14 protein-coding genes are annotated in these 15,611 nt (G+C 73.3%); 12 read left to right on the top strand and 2 right to left on the bottom strand.

What is annotated here, in order from left to right:
* Nucleotides 1-5: 5 nt before the first annotated feature.
* From ACW9J6_RS13520 to ACW9J6_RS13480, 9 genes are all read left to right on the top strand, one after another.
* Nucleotides 6-1,904 (top strand): SurA N-terminal domain-containing protein, encoded by a 1,899-nt coding sequence (locus ACW9J6_RS13520; RefSeq protein WP_457116997.1) that lies wholly within the window; start codon nt 6-8, stop codon nt 1,902-1,904.
* A 295-nt stretch (nt 1,905-2,199) separates the two neighbouring features.
* Nucleotides 2,200-3,714, top strand: a complete 1,515-nt coding sequence (gene trpE / locus ACW9J6_RS13515) for an anthranilate synthase component I (RefSeq protein ID WP_457116996.1) — start codon at nt 2,200-2,202, stop codon at nt 3,712-3,714.
* A 103-nt stretch (nt 3,715-3,817) separates the two neighbouring features.
* On the top strand, nt 3,818-4,099 hold the full coding sequence (locus tag ACW9J6_RS13510) for a type II toxin-antitoxin system HigB family toxin (protein WP_457116995.1): 282 nt from the start codon (nt 3,818-3,820) through the stop codon (nt 4,097-4,099).
* Nucleotides 4,099-4,512, top strand: coding sequence for a helix-turn-helix domain-containing protein (locus tag ACW9J6_RS13505; protein ID WP_457116994.1), 414 nt, complete (start codon nt 4,099-4,101; stop codon nt 4,510-4,512). Before ACW9J6_RS13510 ends, ACW9J6_RS13505 begins: the two co-directional genes overlap by 1 nt.
* Before the next feature lie 120 nt (nt 4,513-4,632).
* Nucleotides 4,633-5,253, top strand: a complete 621-nt coding sequence (locus ACW9J6_RS13500; RefSeq protein WP_457117196.1) for an anthranilate synthase component II — start codon at nt 4,633-4,635, stop codon at nt 5,251-5,253.
* A gap of 45 nt (nt 5,254-5,298) precedes the next feature.
* Entirely contained in the window at nt 5,299-6,312 is a 1,014-nt protein-coding gene (gene trpD, locus ACW9J6_RS13495; protein WP_457116993.1) for an anthranilate phosphoribosyltransferase, read from the top strand.
* Nucleotides 6,313-6,338: 26 nt separating this feature from the next.
* Complete coding sequence (trpC, locus tag ACW9J6_RS13490) at nt 6,339-7,184, top strand: indole-3-glycerol phosphate synthase TrpC (RefSeq protein WP_457116992.1); 846 nt, start codon at nt 6,339-6,341, stop codon at nt 7,182-7,184.
* Between the two features lie 248 nt (nt 7,185-7,432).
* Nucleotides 7,433-7,915, top strand: coding sequence for a cyclic pyranopterin monophosphate synthase MoaC (moaC, locus tag ACW9J6_RS13485; RefSeq protein ID WP_457116991.1), 483 nt, complete (start codon nt 7,433-7,435; stop codon nt 7,913-7,915).
* Nucleotides 7,912-9,135, top strand: a complete 1,224-nt coding sequence (locus tag ACW9J6_RS13480) for a molybdopterin molybdotransferase MoeA (protein ID WP_457116990.1) — start codon at nt 7,912-7,914, stop codon at nt 9,133-9,135. The genes moaC and ACW9J6_RS13480 overlap by 4 nt, the downstream gene beginning before the upstream one ends.
* Nucleotides 9,136-9,152: 17 nt before the next feature.
* Here ACW9J6_RS13480 and ACW9J6_RS13475 read toward each other — a convergent pair whose 3' ends face one another.
* The gene (locus ACW9J6_RS13475) at nt 9,153-9,416 is read right to left on the bottom strand and encodes a hypothetical protein (protein WP_457116989.1); all 264 of its coding nucleotides are present in this window, start codon (nt 9,414-9,416) and stop codon (nt 9,153-9,155) included.
* Between the two features lie 305 nt (nt 9,417-9,721).
* Between ACW9J6_RS13475 and ACW9J6_RS13470 the strand changes: the two genes are divergently transcribed.
* The 3 genes from ACW9J6_RS13470 (at nt 9,722) to ACW9J6_RS13460 (ending at nt 14,505) form a co-directional block, all read left to right on the top strand.
* Nucleotides 9,722-10,015, top strand: coding sequence for a NepR family anti-sigma factor (locus tag ACW9J6_RS13470; RefSeq protein WP_457116988.1), 294 nt, complete (start codon nt 9,722-9,724; stop codon nt 10,013-10,015).
* On the top strand, nt 10,012-10,557 hold the full coding sequence (locus ACW9J6_RS13465) for a sigma-70 family RNA polymerase sigma factor (RefSeq protein ID WP_457116987.1): 546 nt from the start codon (nt 10,012-10,014) through the stop codon (nt 10,555-10,557). The genes ACW9J6_RS13470 and ACW9J6_RS13465 overlap by 4 nt, the downstream gene beginning before the upstream one ends.
* 351 nt (nt 10,558-10,908) lie before the next feature.
* A complete protein-coding gene (locus ACW9J6_RS13460) occupies nt 10,909-14,505 on the top strand; it encodes a glycosyltransferase (protein WP_457117195.1) in 3,597 nt (1,198 codons plus the stop codon).
* Nucleotides 14,506-14,554: 49 nt separating this feature from the next.
* Here the strand turns inward: ACW9J6_RS13460 and ACW9J6_RS13455 are convergent.
* Nucleotides 14,555-15,501, bottom strand: a protein-coding gene (locus ACW9J6_RS13455; protein WP_457116050.1) for an IS630 family transposase whose coding sequence is annotated in 2 segments (ribosomal slippage) — nt 14,555-15,162 and nt 15,162-15,501 — 948 coding nt in all. Because the reading frame shifts where the segments join, the coding sequence is not laid out codon by codon here.
* Nucleotides 15,502-15,611 lie beyond the last annotated feature (110 nt).

Below are 15,611 nucleotides of genomic sequence, written 5' to 3'. Positions count from 1 at the left end.
CCAGGATGCTCCAGGGGTTCCGCGCCGCCAGCGAGAGCTGGCTCGGCAAGATCGTCATCACGGTCGTGTTCGGCCTGCTGATCGCGGGCCTCGCGATCTTCGGCATCGGCGACATCTTCCGCGGCGGCAGCACCACCACGGTGGCGCAGGTCGGCGGCACCAAGATCTCGGCGGAGGCGGTGCGCAGCGCCTTCCAGAACCAGCTCCAGCGCCTCGCCCGCCAGGCCCGCCGGCCGATCACGCCCGACCAGGCCCGGGCGCTCGGCCTCGACCGGGAGGTGCTGAGCGCGCTCGTCACCGAGGCGACCCTCGACCAGAAGACGCGCGAACTCGGCCTGCGAGTCTCGGACGACACGGTGGTGCGCCTGATCAAGGAGGAGCCTGCCTTCAAGGGCCCGACCGGCGCCTTCGACGTCGCGGTGTTCAACGACACCCTGCGCCAGGCGGGCCTGACCGAGGCCGCCTTCGTGCAGGAGCAGCGCGCCGTGGCGGCGCGGCTCCAGCTCGCCGATTCGCTCACCGCCGGCCTGCCGGTGCCGCTGGCCGTGCGCGACGCGATCCACCGCTACACCGCCGAGCGTCGCGCGGCCGCCTTCCTGCTCCTGCCCGAGAGCGCGGCGGGCGAGATCCCGCCCCCCACCGACGAGCAGGCCAAGGCCTATTACGACGAGCACAAGGGCAATTTCCGCGCGCCGGAAGTCCGGGGCGTGAGTCTGCTCGTCCTCGATCCGACCACCCTCGCCAAGCCGGATTCCGTGACCGAGGCGGAGGCCCGCGCCCGCTACGAGGCCGACACGTCCCGCTACGGCACGCCGGAGAAGCGCACGATCCAGCAGATCGTCTTCCCCAACGAGGCCGATGCCGCCGCGGCGCTCGCCAAGATCCGCGGCGGGCAGGCGCCCTTCGAGGCGGTGGCCGCCGAGCGCGGCCTCGACCCCAAGAGCCTCGACCTCGGCACCTTCACCCGCGCCGAGCTGTTCGATCCGGCCGTGGCCGACGCCGCCTTCAAGCTCGACAAGGACGCGGTGAGCGAGCCCGTGAAGGGCCGCTTCGGCACCGTGCTCCTGCGCGTCACCGCCATCGCGCCCGGCAGCGTGAAGCCCTTCGACGCGGTGACGGACCAGATCCGCACCGAGATCGCCCGTGAGCGCGCCCGCGACGACCTGGAGAAGGTCCACGACGCCATCGAGGACCAGCGGGCCGGCGCCAAGCCGCTCGCCGACATCGCCCGCGAGCGCGGCCTGTCCCTGGTGACGATCCCGGCGACCGACGCGCAGGGACGCGATCCCAAGGGCGCGCCCGTCGAGGGCCTGCCGGACAAGGACGCCGTGCTGCCGGCGATCTTCCGCGCCGACATGGGCGCCGACAGCGAGGCCCTGCGCACCCGCTCGGGGGGCTACGTCTGGTACGACGTCACCCGCATCGACCCGGCCCATGACCGCCCCCTCGACGAGGTGCGCGACCAGGTGGTGAGCCAGTGGACGGCCGAGGAGGTCGAGAACCGCCTCGCCACCAAGGCCCGCGAGGCGGCCGAGCGCCTCGACAAGGGCGAGGCGATCGAGGCCGTGGCGTCGTCCCTGGGCGTCGAGGCGAAGACGGCGACCGACCTCGCCCGCGGCCGTGCCAAGGACGGGCTGACGCCCGAGAGCATCGGCCGCATCTTCGCGACGCCGGTCGGCAAGGCCGGCTCGGCGAGCGCCGGCGACAAGGTCCGGGTCGCCTTCACGGTGACGGAGGCGGTCGTCTCGCCGCTGGCGCCGGGCGCCGAGGGCAATGTCGAGGGCCAGTTCCGGCAGGCGCTCGGCGACGACCTCCTCGCCGAGTACATCGCCGACGCCCAGAAGGAGGAAGGCGTCTCCATCAACCAGGCCGCCTTCCGGCGGGCCATCGGCGGCGAGTATTGATCCAGGACGCATCCCGTCCCCGGGTGAGGGCGCCGAGATTTTCGCCCTTGCTCTCCCCCCTTTTCCGGGCGCATGCAGCGCCAGCGGAATGCGACCCGGAAACCAGCACAAGAAGACGCGAAGCGTCCGCTTGTCAGCAACGCGGCTGGGAGTCGGAGCCGCTTCGCGGCGAGTCGTCATCTGGTTTCCGGATCTCCTTCCGCTGGCGCTTCAGTCGTCCGGAAAAGGGGGGAGGTGAAAGCCGCGATCCCCCAACCCTGCGCCGAAGCTCTCCGCCCACTCCCCCGAGTTCCCCATGCTGGTCACACCCACGCTCGACGCCGCGGACGCCGCCCTCGCTGCGGGCACCCCCGTGCTGCTGCGCGCCACCCTCGTCGCTGACCTGGAGACGCCGGTCGCGGCCTTCCTGAAGCTGCGGGCGCAGTGGTCCGGCACGGCCTTCCTGCTCGAATCCGTCGAGGGCGGCGCCGTGCGCGGGCGCTACTCGATGATCGGCCTCGACCCGGATCTCGTCTGGCGCTGCACCGACGGGCGCGCCGCCCGCGCCGATGCGCCCGCCCTCGACCGCTTCATTCCCGACGACCGCCCGCCGCTCGAGAGCCTGCGCGCCCTCATCGCCGAGAGCGCGCTGCCGTCCGATCCGGCCCTGCCGCCCATGGCCGCCGGCCTGTTCGGTTATCTCGGCTACGACATGGTCCGGGAGATGGAGCGGCTCGGCCCCCCGAAGGCCGACCCGATCGGCGTGCCGGACGCGATCCTGGTCCGTCCGACCATCATGGTGGTGTTCGACGCCGTGCGCGACGAGATCGCCGTCGTGACGCCGATCCGGCCCGCCCCGGGCACGAAGCCCCGCGCCGCCTTCGAGGCCGCGCTGGCGCGCCTGGAGCGCGTCGCGGACATCCTCGAAGGCCCGCTCCCCGTCGAGGCCCGCGCCAACCCGACCGAGATCCCCCCGCCCAACTCGGTGTCGAACACGACCCCGGAGGCCTTCCACGCCATGGTGGCGCGGGCCAAGGAGTACATCGCGGCCGGCGACATCTTCCAGGTCGTGCTCTCGCAGCGCTTCGAGGCGCCCTTCGCGCTGCCGGCCTTCGCGCTCTACCGCTCCCTGCGCCGGGTGAACCCGGCGCCCTTCCTCTGCTACCTCGATTTCGGGACCTTCCAGATCGTCTGCTCCTCGCCCGAGATCCTGGTGCGGGTGCGCGACGGCGAGGTCACGATCCGGCCCATCGCCGGCACCCGCCGCCGCGGCGCCACGCCGGAGGAGGACCGGGCACTCGCCGACGAGCTCCTGGCCGACCCGAAGGAGCGGGCCGAGCACCTGATGCTCCTCGACCTCGGCCGCAACGATGTCGGGCGCGTCGCCGAGATCGGCAGCGTGACGGTCACGGACTCGTTCTTCCTCGAATATTACAGCCAGGTGATGCACATCGTGTCGAACGTGGTGGGGCGGCTGGACCCCCGCCACGACGCGCTCGGCGCCCTGGTGGCCGGCTTCCCGGCCGGCACCGTCTCGGGCGCCCCGAAGGTGCGGGCGATGCAGATCATCGACGAGTTGGAGCACGAGAAGCGCGGGCCCTATGCCGGCTGCATCGGCTATTTCGGCGCCGACGGCCAGATGGACACCTGCATCGTGCTGCGCACCGCCGTGGTGAAGGACGGGCGCATGCACGTCCAGGCGGGCGCCGGCATCGTGTACGATTCCGACCCGGCCTCCGAGCAGCAGGAATGCGTGAACAAGGCCAAGGCCCAGTTCCGGGCCGCCGAGGAGGCGGTGCGCTTCGCCGCGCAGGCCCGGCGGGGGCAGTGAGGCGGGGCTCCGCGCCGGCCGCACTTCCGTCCGATGGACTCGGCGGCCCTTTCCCCGGAGGCGGCGCCATTGTCCGATTCCTTGGCCGGGGGTGACAGATGCGATGCGCGTGGTCTCGAACAAGGCTTTGGTCGCGTTCGCGGCGCGCCATCCGGCCGCGGCGACACCGCTTCAAGCCTGGCGGAAGATCATGGAGTCCGGCACCTTCGGAAATTTTGCCGACCTGAAACGCACCTTCAACGCGGTGGACCGTGTCGAGAAATTTTACATATTTGATATCGGAGGCAACAAGTTTCGCATCATCGCGACCATTCATTTCAATCGAGAGATGTTGTTCATACGCGAGGTTCTGACGCACAAGGAGTACGACTCGTGGAAGCCGTGATGCTCAACGCCGCCGATGTGGAAGAGATCGCCGGACATTACGGTGAGATCGCCAAGAAGGTTCCGCTCCACCCGATCGTGACAGAGGCAGAGTACGACACTGCCGTCTCCGTCATGAACGCCCTGCTCGATCAGGGCGCGGACGACGAGAACCACCCGCTGGCGGGGCTCGTCGCGACTCTCGGCAAGTTCATCGGCGACTACGACGACGCCCATTTCCCGCTCCCGGAGATTGGTGCGGCCGCGATCCTGCGCACGCTGATGGAAGCGCACGGTCTCAAGGAGGGCGACCTTCCGGAGATCGGAACTGACGACGCGGTCGCGGAGATCCTGGCGGGGCGGCGGGATCTGGACGTGCGGCAGATCCGCGATCTCTCGCGCCGGTTCGGCTTGAGCCCCGCCGCCTTCTTCTGAGCCGCCCGACCGAATGCCGGCCCGGTCCGGCAGGCCGCCGAGACAAGCCCGGTTTTGATCCCGCCCCTTGACCCCACCCGCCCCGCCGCCCACACCGGCCCGGATCCCGAGCGCGACGCCATGGCCGACATCCTCGTCATCGACAACTACGATTCCTTCACCTGGAACCTCGTGCACCTGATCGGGCCGCTCGCCGCCTCGGTCGCGGTGGTGCGCAACGACGCGATCACCGTCGCGGAGATCCGCGCCCACGCGCCCGATGCGCTCGTCCTCTCGCCCGGCCCCTGCACGCCGAGCGAGGCCGGGATCTGCCTCGACGTGGTCCGGGAGTTGAGCGACGCGATCCCGATGCTCGGCGTCTGCCTCGGCCTGCAGGCGATGGGCCAGGCCTTCGGCGGCACTGTCGTGCGCGCGCCCCAGCCGATGCACGGCAAGGTCTCGACCGTCGAGCACCGGGCCACCGGGCTGTTCCGCGGCATCAACGGGCCCTTCGCGGCCACCCGCTACCACTCGCTGATCGTCGACCGCGCCACCTGCCCGGCGGACCTCGTGGTCACCGCGGAGGCGGACGGGCTGATCATGGCGCTGGAACACGCGAGCCGGCCGCTCCACGGGGTGCAGTTCCACCCGGAGAGCATCCTCTCCCAGCACGGGGAGCGCATGGTGCGCAATTTCCTCGACCTCGCCGGGGACTGGAACGCTGCGCGCCGGGGTGACAAGGCCGCCGCCGGCGTGCATTGACGCAGCCGTGACACACCCGCCGCGCTGAGACTGCCAAGGCCCGTCATGGATTCGTTCAAGCCCTACCTGGCGAAGGTCGCCACGGGTGCGGCGCTCACGCGCGAGGAGGCCCGCAGCGCCTTCGACCACCTGCTCTCCGGCGAGGTCACCCACGCCCAGGCCGGCGCCTTCCTGATGGCCCTGCGGGTGCGCGGCGAGGCCAACGACGAGATCGTCGGCGCGGCCGGGGCCCTGCGCGAGCGCATGGTCCGCGTCGCCGCGCCCGCGGGCGCCATCGACATCGTGGGCACCGGCGGCGACCATTCGGGCAGCCACAACGTCTCGACCCTCGCGGCGATCCTCACCGCCGCCTGCGGCGTGCCGGTGGCCAAGCACGGCAACCGCGCCGCCTCCTCGCGCTCGGGCTCGGCCGACGTGCTGGCGGCGCTCGGCGTGCGGCTCGGGCTCGATCCCGAGGCGCTCGCCCGCTGCCTCGCCGAGGCCGGACTCTGCTTCATGTTCGCCCAGGCGCACCACGCCTCGATGCGGCACGTGGCGCCGGTGCGGGTCGAGATCGGCACCCGCACGCTCTTCAACGTGCTCGGGCCGCTCTGCAACCCGGCCGGGGTCGGGGGCCAGCTGCTCGGGGTCTACGCCGCCTCCCTGGCCGAGCCCCTGACCCGCGTGCTGGCCGATCTCGGCAGCCGCCGGGTCTGGACCGTCCACGGTTCCGACGGGCTCGACGAGATCACCACCACCGGCCCCACCGCCGTGGTGGCCCTGGAGAACGGCGCCATCCGGCGCTTCACCATCGATCCGCGGGAGGTCGGTCTCGCGCTCGCCGCGCCCGAGGACCTGCGCGGGGCCGATCCGGAGTCCAACGCGGCGGCGCTGCGGGCCGTCCTCGACGGGGCGCGCACGCCCTACCGCGACATCGCGGTGCTCAATGCCGGGGCGGCTCTGGTGGTCGCGGAACGCTCCGCTAATTTGGCGGAGGGGGTGGCCCGGGCCAGCCAGGCGATCGACACGGGCGCGGCGCGCGCCGTCCTCGACCGCCTCGTCGCCGTCTCCAACGCCTGACGGCGGCAAGGCAGCCGCGAAGGGAGATGCCCGTGACCGCGACCCCCCCCGCGCCCGTGGTGGACAAGCCCCCGACCCCCGACGTGCTCGCCCATATCGAGGCCTACAAGCGCCGCGAGGTCGCCGAGGCGAAGCTGCGCGTGCCGCTGGCCGAGCTGGAGCGTCGGGTCGAGGCGGCCGATCCGCCCCGCGGCTTCGCCCGGGCGATCGCGGCGCATCTCGCCGAGGGCCGCCCCGCGCTGATCGCCGAGATCAAGAAGGCCTCCCCGTCCAAGGGCTTGATCCGTGCGGATTTCGATCCGCCCTCCCTCGCCCGCGCCTACGCGGAGGGCGGCGCCACCTGCCTGTCGGTCCTCACCGACGAGCCCTCCTTCCAGGGCCGGCCCGACTACCTGACGGCGGCGCGCGCGGCCTGCGCGCTGCCGGCGTTGCGCAAGGACTTCCTGTTCGAGCCCTACCAGGTCTACGAGGCCCGGGCCTGGGGCGCGGATTGCGTGCTCGTGATCATGGCGAGCCTCGACGACGCGGAGGCGACGGCGATCGTCGAGACGGCCCACGATCTCGGCATGGACGTGCTGGTGGAGGTCCACGACCGGGCCGAGCTGGAGCGGGCGATCCCGCTCGGCACGCGCATGATCGGCATCAACAACCGCAACCTGCGCACCTTCGAGGTCTCGCTCGACACCGCCTTCGCGCTGGCGCCGCTGGTGCCGCCGGACCGGATCGTGGTGGGCGAGAGCGGCATCGCGGGCCACGCGGACGTGCAGCGGCTGGCCGACGCCGGCATCCGCACGCTCCTCGTCGGCGAGAGCCTGATGCGCGAGGCCGACGTCGCGGCGGCGACGCGGCGGCTGCTGTTCGGGGGCGGCTAGGCCGTCACCGGCCGACCGATGAAACGCGGGGAACCCCTCTCCCGTGCGGGAGAGGGGCAGGGGTGAGGGTCCCGGACCGTGCCGCAATCTGGCTGAACGGCAGTGCTGGGAGCGGGACGCTTCAGACAGCTTGCTGAACCACCTGGACCCTCACCCCTACCCCTCTCCCGCACGGGAGAGGGGATCCCGCGCCTGACTCATGAACTCCTTCCGACGGAAGGCGGGTTCGACGACGCGGAGCGCACCCCATGCCGAGCCTGACCCACCTCGATGCGACCGGCGCGGCCAACATGGTCGACGTCTCCGACAAGGCGCCCACCGCCCGCACCGCCCGCGCCGAGGGCGCGATCGTGATGCGCCCCGAGACCTTGCGCCTGATCCGGGAGGGCGACGCCAAGAAGGGCGACGTGCTCGGCACCGCGCGGCTCGCCGGCATCATGGCGGCCAAGCGCACCCACGAGCTCATCCCCCTCTGCCACCCGCTCCTCCTCGCGAAGGTCCGCGTGGAGTGCGAGCCCGACCCGGCGCTCCCCGGCATTCGGGTCACCGCCGAGGTGAAGGTCCAGGGACCGACCGGGGTCGAGATGGAGGCGCTCTCCGCCGTCTCGGTCGCCTGCCTGACGGTCTACGACATGGTCAAGGCGGTCGACCGCGCCATGCGGATCGAGGGCATCCGGCTCCTGGAGAAGAGCGGCGGCCGCTCCGGCCCCTACGCGGCGGATCAGGCATGAGCCCCCTCCTCCCCGTCGCCGAGGCCCTCGGCCGCATCCTCGCCGGAGCCGTGCCGCTCCCGGCCGAGACCGTGCCGGTCGGGCGCGCCGCCGGCCGCACCCTCGCGCAGGAGGTGCGGGCCTTGCGCACGCAGCCGCCCTTCGCCACCTCCGCCATGGACGGCTACGCGGTGCGCAGCGCCGATCTCGCGGGGGCGCCCGTCACCCTGCGGCTCGTCGGCACCAGCGCCGCCGGCCACGGCTTCCGGGGGCCGGTCGGCCCCGGCGAGGCCGCGCGCATCTTCACCGGCGCGCCGATGCCCGAGGGCGCCGACACCATCGTCATCCAGGAGGATGCGGAGCCCGGCGAGGGCACTGTGCGCCTTCTCGTGGCGAACCCGCCCGGCCGCCACCTGCGCGGCAGCGGCCTCGACTTCCGGCAGGGCGACCTCCTGCTCGCGGCCGGCACCCGGCTCGACGGGCAGCGGCTCGCGCTCGCCGCCGCGGGCGGCCACCCGACCCTGCCGGTGCGCCGCCGGCCCCGGGTCGCGATCCTGGCCACCGGCGACGAGCTGGTCCGCCCCGGCGAGCCGGCCGCCTGGGACCAGATCGTGGCGTCGAACGGCCTCGCCCTCGCGGCGTTGGCCGAGGAAGCGGGCGCGGTGGCGATCGACCTCGGCATCGCGGGCGACCGCTTCGCCGACCTCGAAGCCGCCATCGCCCGCGCGCGGGAGGACGGGGCCGACCTGCTGCTGACCCTCGGCGGCGCCTCGGTCGGCGACCACGACCTCGTCCAGTCGGCGCTGGTGCGCCAGGGGCTCGACCTCGGCTTCTGGCGGGTGGCGATCCGGCCGGGCAAGCCCCTGATGCACGGGCGGCTCGGCCCGATGGCGGTGCTGGGGCTGCCCGGGAACCCGGTCTCCTCGGTCGTCTGCGGTCTCGTCTTCGTGCGCCCCCTGATCCGGGCGCTCCTCGGCGACCCGCGCGCCGGCGAGGATCGCAGCGAGCCCGCGCTCCTCGGCGACGACCTGCCCGCGAACGACGCGCGCCAGGACTACATGCGGGCGCGGCTCGACACGACCGGCGACGGGCCGCCCCGGGTCCACCCGGCGCCGCGGCAGGATTCCTCGATGCTCTCGGTGCTCGCCACCGCGGAGGCGCTGCTGATCCGCCCGCCCCACGCCCCGGCCGCCCGGGCGGGCGATCCCTGCCGCATCCTGCGGCTCGACCGCGCCGGGTAGGAGGCGGCCGCCCGCCTCTACTGTCGCCGCGCGCCGCCCGTCGGCTCGCCGCGGTCGAAGGCGCTGATCGCCGCGCGGCACTGCGCCGAGAGGCGGCCCCGATTGCGCTCGAAGCAGCGCTCGACCTCGGGGCTGTCCGGGTCGGCGCCGGCGCAGAGGCGGAAATAGTCGCTGGCGCAGTTCATCTGCAGGCCCGGATCGTCCCGCTGCGCGAGGACCGGCGTGGCCGTGACGGTGAGGAGGGCCGCCAGGGCGGCGGGAACGCGAAGCGACGGTACCAAGAGACAATCCCCGATCGTTGGTCGGCGGTAACGTGAGGACGGGCGCGGCACCGGGCAAGCGTATCGGCGCCACAGTGGCGTCCCGTCGCGGGCCCGCCCCATTCGTGCGCCGCCGGCGCCGATCCGGTCAAGCTTCCTGCAGAATAGTGAAGCTCGATGCGACGCTTCTTCATTAAGATTGGCTGAATATCGTTTTCAGACCTCATTAAAATCCGTGGCTTTAGTGCGGCATCCGCAATCGGGTGCGGCCATCGACGCATCCTGAACGAGGCGACGGGCCGCGATGGCGGCCGCAGCGAGCGGCGATGACCGAGGATATCACGGCGGGCCGGCCACGCGGAGCGGTCCGGAGCGGCCGCACGCGGGCCCGTCCCACCCCGACGATCGACGCCGCCGGCCGGGAGGATCTCGGCCACGCGCTCCGCCGCGCCTACGCGGAGCTGCTCGCGGCCCCCATCCCGGAGCGATTCACGACGCTCCTCGCCGCCCTCGGGGGCGAGGACGCCCCGCGCGACGAGAGCGCCCCTGGCCAACAGGGCACCCTCGGACACGAGGGCGCGGGGGCCGCGTGCGACGGCCCAGAGGAGAGCTGCCCATGACCGGCGTCGATTCCGAGATGCGCGCGCTCCTGCTGGGAGCGATCCCGGCCCTGCGCGCCTTCGCCTTCTCGCTCACGCGGGACGCGGACCGCAGCGACGACCTCGTGCAGGAGACCCTGGTGCGGGCCTGGACGAAGGCGCACACCTTCCAGCGCGGCACCAACCTGACGGCGTGGCTGTTCACGATCCTGCGCAACCTGTTCTACTCGGAGCAGCGCAAGCGCCGCCGCGAGGTCGAGGATGCGGACGGGGTCCAGGCGGCGCGGCTCGCGATCCTCCCGGAGCAGGAGGCGCATGTCGAGTTCGACGCCTTCCGGCTCGCGCTCGCGGACCTCCCCGCCCCCCAGCGCGAGGCCCTGATCCTGGTGGGGGCGCAGAGCTTCACCTACGAGGAGGCGGCCGCGATCTGCGGGGTGGCGGTCGGCACGATCAAGAGCCGGGTCAGCCGCGCGCGCATGCGCCTCGTCGCGGTGCTCGGGATGCGGGGGCCGGAGGATATCGGCAGCGACGCGTCGACGCGCGCCGCGATGGGGGGATCCTGAACGGCCGGGCCGCGTTGCCTGCCGGGTCGCGGCCGTGCTAGAGCGGCGCCCGGTCGCGGGACCGCCGGGTGCTGCGCTAGCGCGTTGATCGGACGGAATTTTCCGCGACGAACCGGACACCTCTCCGTCGCGCGACGCCGCTGCGGGGCCCGGCATCCCGGGCTGGGGAGATCGACCATCCCGGTCCGTTCGCCCGATCCGGACGGGCCCTCGCGGGAGCGCCACGTGCCGCAGCGCCGGATTACGATCCTCGACACGCTGCGGCGGAGGCTCCTCCCGGGCGCGCGGCGCCGCGTGCCCGTGGCGTTCGAGCCGGACTTCTACCGGCGGCTCTATCCCGACCTCGCGCGGATGGCGCCGGAGGCCCTGCTGACGCATTACCTGCGCCACGGCCGGGCCGAGGGGCGGTTTCCCACGCGCGCGGCCTATCTGGCGCATCTCGCGGCGCGGCATGGCGACCTGCCGGAGGGCTTCAATCCCGGCCTCTACCGCGACCTCAACCCCGACCTCGCCGACCGCCTCACCGAGGATTGGCAATCCGTCGCCCATTACCTTGCCGACGGACGCGCGGAGCAGCGGCGCCACGCCCTCGACCTCTCGGGCGAGGAGGCGGATTTCGCGCGCCGCGCGGGGCTGGAGCCGGAGGCGGGGCGGGAGGCTTTCGCGGACTTCCTGCGGGCGCACGGCCTCGTCCCGGGCCGCTGGCTGCTGCGCTTCGACCTCGACCAGTTCGGCCTCCTCAACGCCGACTGGATCGAGGCGCCGCCCGCGACCCGCGCGGAGGGGATCCGCCTCTTCGCCGCGCGGGGCATCGCGCGCCTCGCGCCCATCGCCGCCGACGCGGCGTTCGATCCCGCCTTCTACCGCGCGGTCTACGGGGTCGCGGGCATCGCCGAGGACGCGGCACTCTACCGTCACTGGCTGAGCACCGGGATCGAGCGCGGATGGGTGCCCAACGAGGCCGCCCACGTCACCGACCTGATCGGCGAGGCCGGTCTGCCCGCCTGTTTCGACGCCGAAACCTACCGGGCGAGCCTGCGCGGGGGCCGGCGCCTGCGGCCCTCGCAACTCCTCGCCCAGTGGCTGGAGACCGGCTTCCCCCAGGGACGGCTCGACATCGTGTCGGGGCCCGGGGCTGCCGCCTTCCTCACCCGCGTCGGCGAGTGGCACCGGCGGCACGGACGTCTCGTCCCGGCTCTGCGCGCCTTCGACGAGGCCCTCGCCCGCGGCGGGCCGACCGCCCGGCGCCTGCACGGCCGCGCCGAGATCCTGCAAGCCCTCGGCGAGCCGGCGGCGGCCGAGGCCTTCGCGGCCGCCGCCGCCCGGCCCGAGGCCGGTTTGTGGAGCCAGGTCGGCGCGCTCCAGGCCCTCGCGGCGGCGGGCGACCTGCCGGGGGCGCTCACCGCCCTGCGCGCCGCCTCGGCCCGCTGGAGCCGCGACCCGCGCTGGCGCGAGGCGGCCCTCGCCGTGCTGCGCCGCGCCTTCGACGGCGCGGTCGAGGCGGCCCGGGAGGCCTACCGGGCGGGCCGGCGGCCGGAGGGGGACGCGATCCTGGAGGCGGCCCTGCACCGTCTCGAGGACGACCTACCCCGCGCCGAGCCGCTGCCGGCTCCCTTGCCCGCCGCCCCCGGGCGCCGGCTCGTCATGCTGGCCAATCTCGACCTGCCGCAATGCGTCCACTACCGGGTCGAGCAGCGCCGCCGCCAGCTCGCCCAGGCCGGCTGGGAGGTCGAGATCTTCGGGCAGGGCGAGGCGGGCGCCTTCCGGGAGGCCCTGCCCGGGGCGGCGGCCGCCCTGTTCTATCGCGTCCCGGCCTTCCCGGACGTGCTGCACGCCATCCTGTACGCCCGGGCCCTCGGCCTGCCGACCGTCTACGACATCGACGACCTCGTCTTCGATCCGATCCACTCGCCGGGGCCCTACGCGGATTTCGAGGGGCAGATCTCGCCCGAGGAGTATGTCGGGCTGCTCCTGGCCGTGCCCCTGTTCCGCTTCGCCCTGTCGCGCTGCGAGGAGGGCTTCGCCTCGACCCCGGCGCTGGCCGAGGCCATGCGCCCGCTCCTGCGCTCGGGGCGCTGCCACCTCCTGCGCAACGGCCTCGACGAGCGCAACGCGCCGTTCCTGGCGCGGCCCGATCCCGCGCCGGCGGATCCGGACGCGCCGGTGACGCTCTTCTACGGCTCGGGGACGCGGTCCCATAACCGCGACTTCACCGTGCTCGCCGGCCCGGCCCTGTTGCGCGTGATGACGCGCCACAAGCGGGTGCGCCTGGTGATCGCCGGCCATCTGCGGCTCGACCCGGCCTTCGCGCCGGTCGCCGAGCGGATCCACCGGCTCGGCTTCACGCCGCGGGCGGACGAGTACTGGGAGGCGCTGTCGGCCGCCGCGATCAACCTGGCGGTGCTGCTGCCGGGGGCGGCGGCGGATGCCAAGAGCGAGATCAAGTGGCTGGAGGCGGCGGTCTGCGGGGTGCCCTCCGTGGTGAGCGGGACCCGCACGCACCGGGAGGTCCTGGCGGACGGCGAGGACGCCCTGATCGTCGACACGCCGGAGGCGTGGGAGGCCGCCCTCGAGCGGCTCGTGACGGATCCGGACCTGCGGCGGCGCATCGGCCTCGCCGCCCGGCGCAAGGCGCGCCGCGATTACGGCCTGGCGGCGGGCGCCGCGGCCCTGGCGCGGGCGCTGCCGGGGGCCGCCCGCCCGGGGGCGCCGGCCCTCGCGGGGACGAAGCCGCGGATCCTGCTCGTCAACGTGTTCTTCCCGCCCCAGACGATCGGCGGGGCGACCCGGGTGGTGGCCGACAACCTCGACCGCTTCCTCGACGCGGCGGGCGACCGCCTCGCCTTCGCGGTGGCCGCGAGCGACGAGGGCGCCTTCCCGCGCGAGCGCGCGCGGATCGACGCCCATCGGGGCGTGCCGGTCCTGCGCATCGGCGTTCCGGCCGAGCCGGGGGTGGACTGGCGGCCGTTCAACCCGCGGGTGGGCGAAGTCTTCGGCCGGTTCCTCGACCACGCCGCCCCCGACCTCGTGCATCTCCACTGCGTGCAGCGCCTGACCGCCTCGGTGCTGGAGGAGGTGCAGGCGCGCGGGCTGCCCCACCTCGTCACGGTTCACGACGGCTGGTGGATCTCCGACCACCAGTTCCTGCTCGACCGGGACGGCCGGCTGGTGCGGCCCGCCCCCGTGGCGCTGCCGCCGGAGGTGGATGCGCCCTACGGGGCGATGGCCCAGGTCGCGCGGCGGCAGCGCCTTGCGCGCCTGCTGTCCGGGGCCGACCGGGTGCTGGCGGTGTCGGAGAGCTTCGCGCGCCTCTACCGGGAGGCCGGAATCGCCGGGGCCGTGGCGGTGCCGAACGGGCTCTCCCTCGGGGCGGTGGCGCCGCGGGAGCCGGGGCGGGGCCCGCGCGTGCGGCTCGGCCACGTGGGCGGCCGCGAGGCGCACAAGGGCGCGCCCCTGGTCGAGGCGGTCCTGCGCACGACGCCGACCCGCAACCTGAGCCTGACGCTCGTCGACTTCGCGCAGGACCCGGGCTCCGCGCGCGAGGAGGTGTGGGGCACGACGCCGGTGACGATCGTCGGGCCGGTGGCCCCGGAGGCGGTGCCCGCCCTCTACCGCTCCCTCGACGTGCTGCTGGCGCCCTCCCGCTGCGCGGAGAGCTTCGGGCTGGTCTCGCGGGAGGCGCGGGCCTTCGGTCTGTGGGTGGTGGCGAGCGACCGCGGCGCGATGGGCGAGGAGGTGCGCCCCGGGATCGACGGGTTCGTGATCGACGTGGGGACGGCGCAGCCCCTGCGCGAGGTCCTGGCCGCGATCGACGACGACCCGGCGCGGTATTGCGCATTGCCGCCGCCCGCGGCCGGGCCCGTCCGCAGGGCGGCGGATCAGGCCGACGACCTGCTGCGCCTGTACGACGAGATCCTCGCGGCGCCGCGCCACCGCGCGGCGGAGTAGCGGCGCCTAGAGCGTTTGCCGTTCAGTTAGAAATAGCTTGGCTTGCGGCTCAGTCGGCATCGTAGCCCGACGCAGCGATGATGCGGCCGCACTCCCGTGGCTTGAAGCAGCGCAGGATGCGCTGGACGGCCCGATACAGAGCCTCCTCGCTGCGCGCTGCCGCCTTGCGCAGCAGCGCCTTGATCTTGGCAAACACCTGTTCGATCGGGTTGAAGTCTGGCGAGTAGGCGGGGACATACAGGATCCGCGCTCCCACCTCCGCGACTGCCTCGCGCACCCCCTCCACCTTGTGGGCCGACAGGTTGTCGAGGATCACCGTGTCGCCCGGGCGCAGGCTCGGCGCCAACTCCTCCTTCACGTAGGCCAGGAATGCGGCACCGGTCATCGCGCCGCGGCGCAGATGCGGGGCGACCAGCCCATCGCTGCGCAAGCCCAGCACCAGCGTCGTGCTCGCCCAATGCCCGTGCGGGGTCGCCATCCGGCATCGTTCGCCGCAGGGCGCTCGCCCGCGCAAACGCGCCATCTTGGTGTTGACCCCGGTCTCGTCCACGAACACCAGCCGCTCCGGATCCAGGTCGAGCTGGTCCTCAAACCACGCCTCGCGGACTTCCTTCACGTCTGGGAGTTGCTGCTCGGCGGCATGCGCTGTCTTTTTTTATATGTCAGGCCGTGCCGCGTGAGCAGGCGCGCGATCGCGCTGAGCGAGGTCTTGACCCCGCGCCGGGACAGACGACCCTTCAACTCGGCCAGCGTCAGGTCGGGCGTCCGCGCGACCTGGTCGAGCAGAACCGAGGCGTGCTCTTCGAGATCAGCCGAGCGACGGTCCCCGCCCATGGGGGCAGCTGCTAGCGAACCGTCGCAGCTCAACTGGGTGCGCCACCGGCTGGCACTGGCTGGGCTGACGCCGAACCGCTCGGCGACTTGCGAGCAGGACAAGCCCTGCTCCAGAGCAGCAACGACGCGACGACGAAGATCGACGGACAGGGCGGCAGGCACGGTTCCTCCTCGTGCACCTGAGGATTGATCTCCACCAGGTAACATCCACATAGGAGCGGGACCACGTCCAGCCAAGCGAAGCCATTTCTACCTGAACGATAAATGCTCTA

This window comes from Methylobacterium sp. JK268 (assembly GCF_054052225.1).
This window is presented reverse-complemented; position numbering and strand designations above follow the sequence as displayed.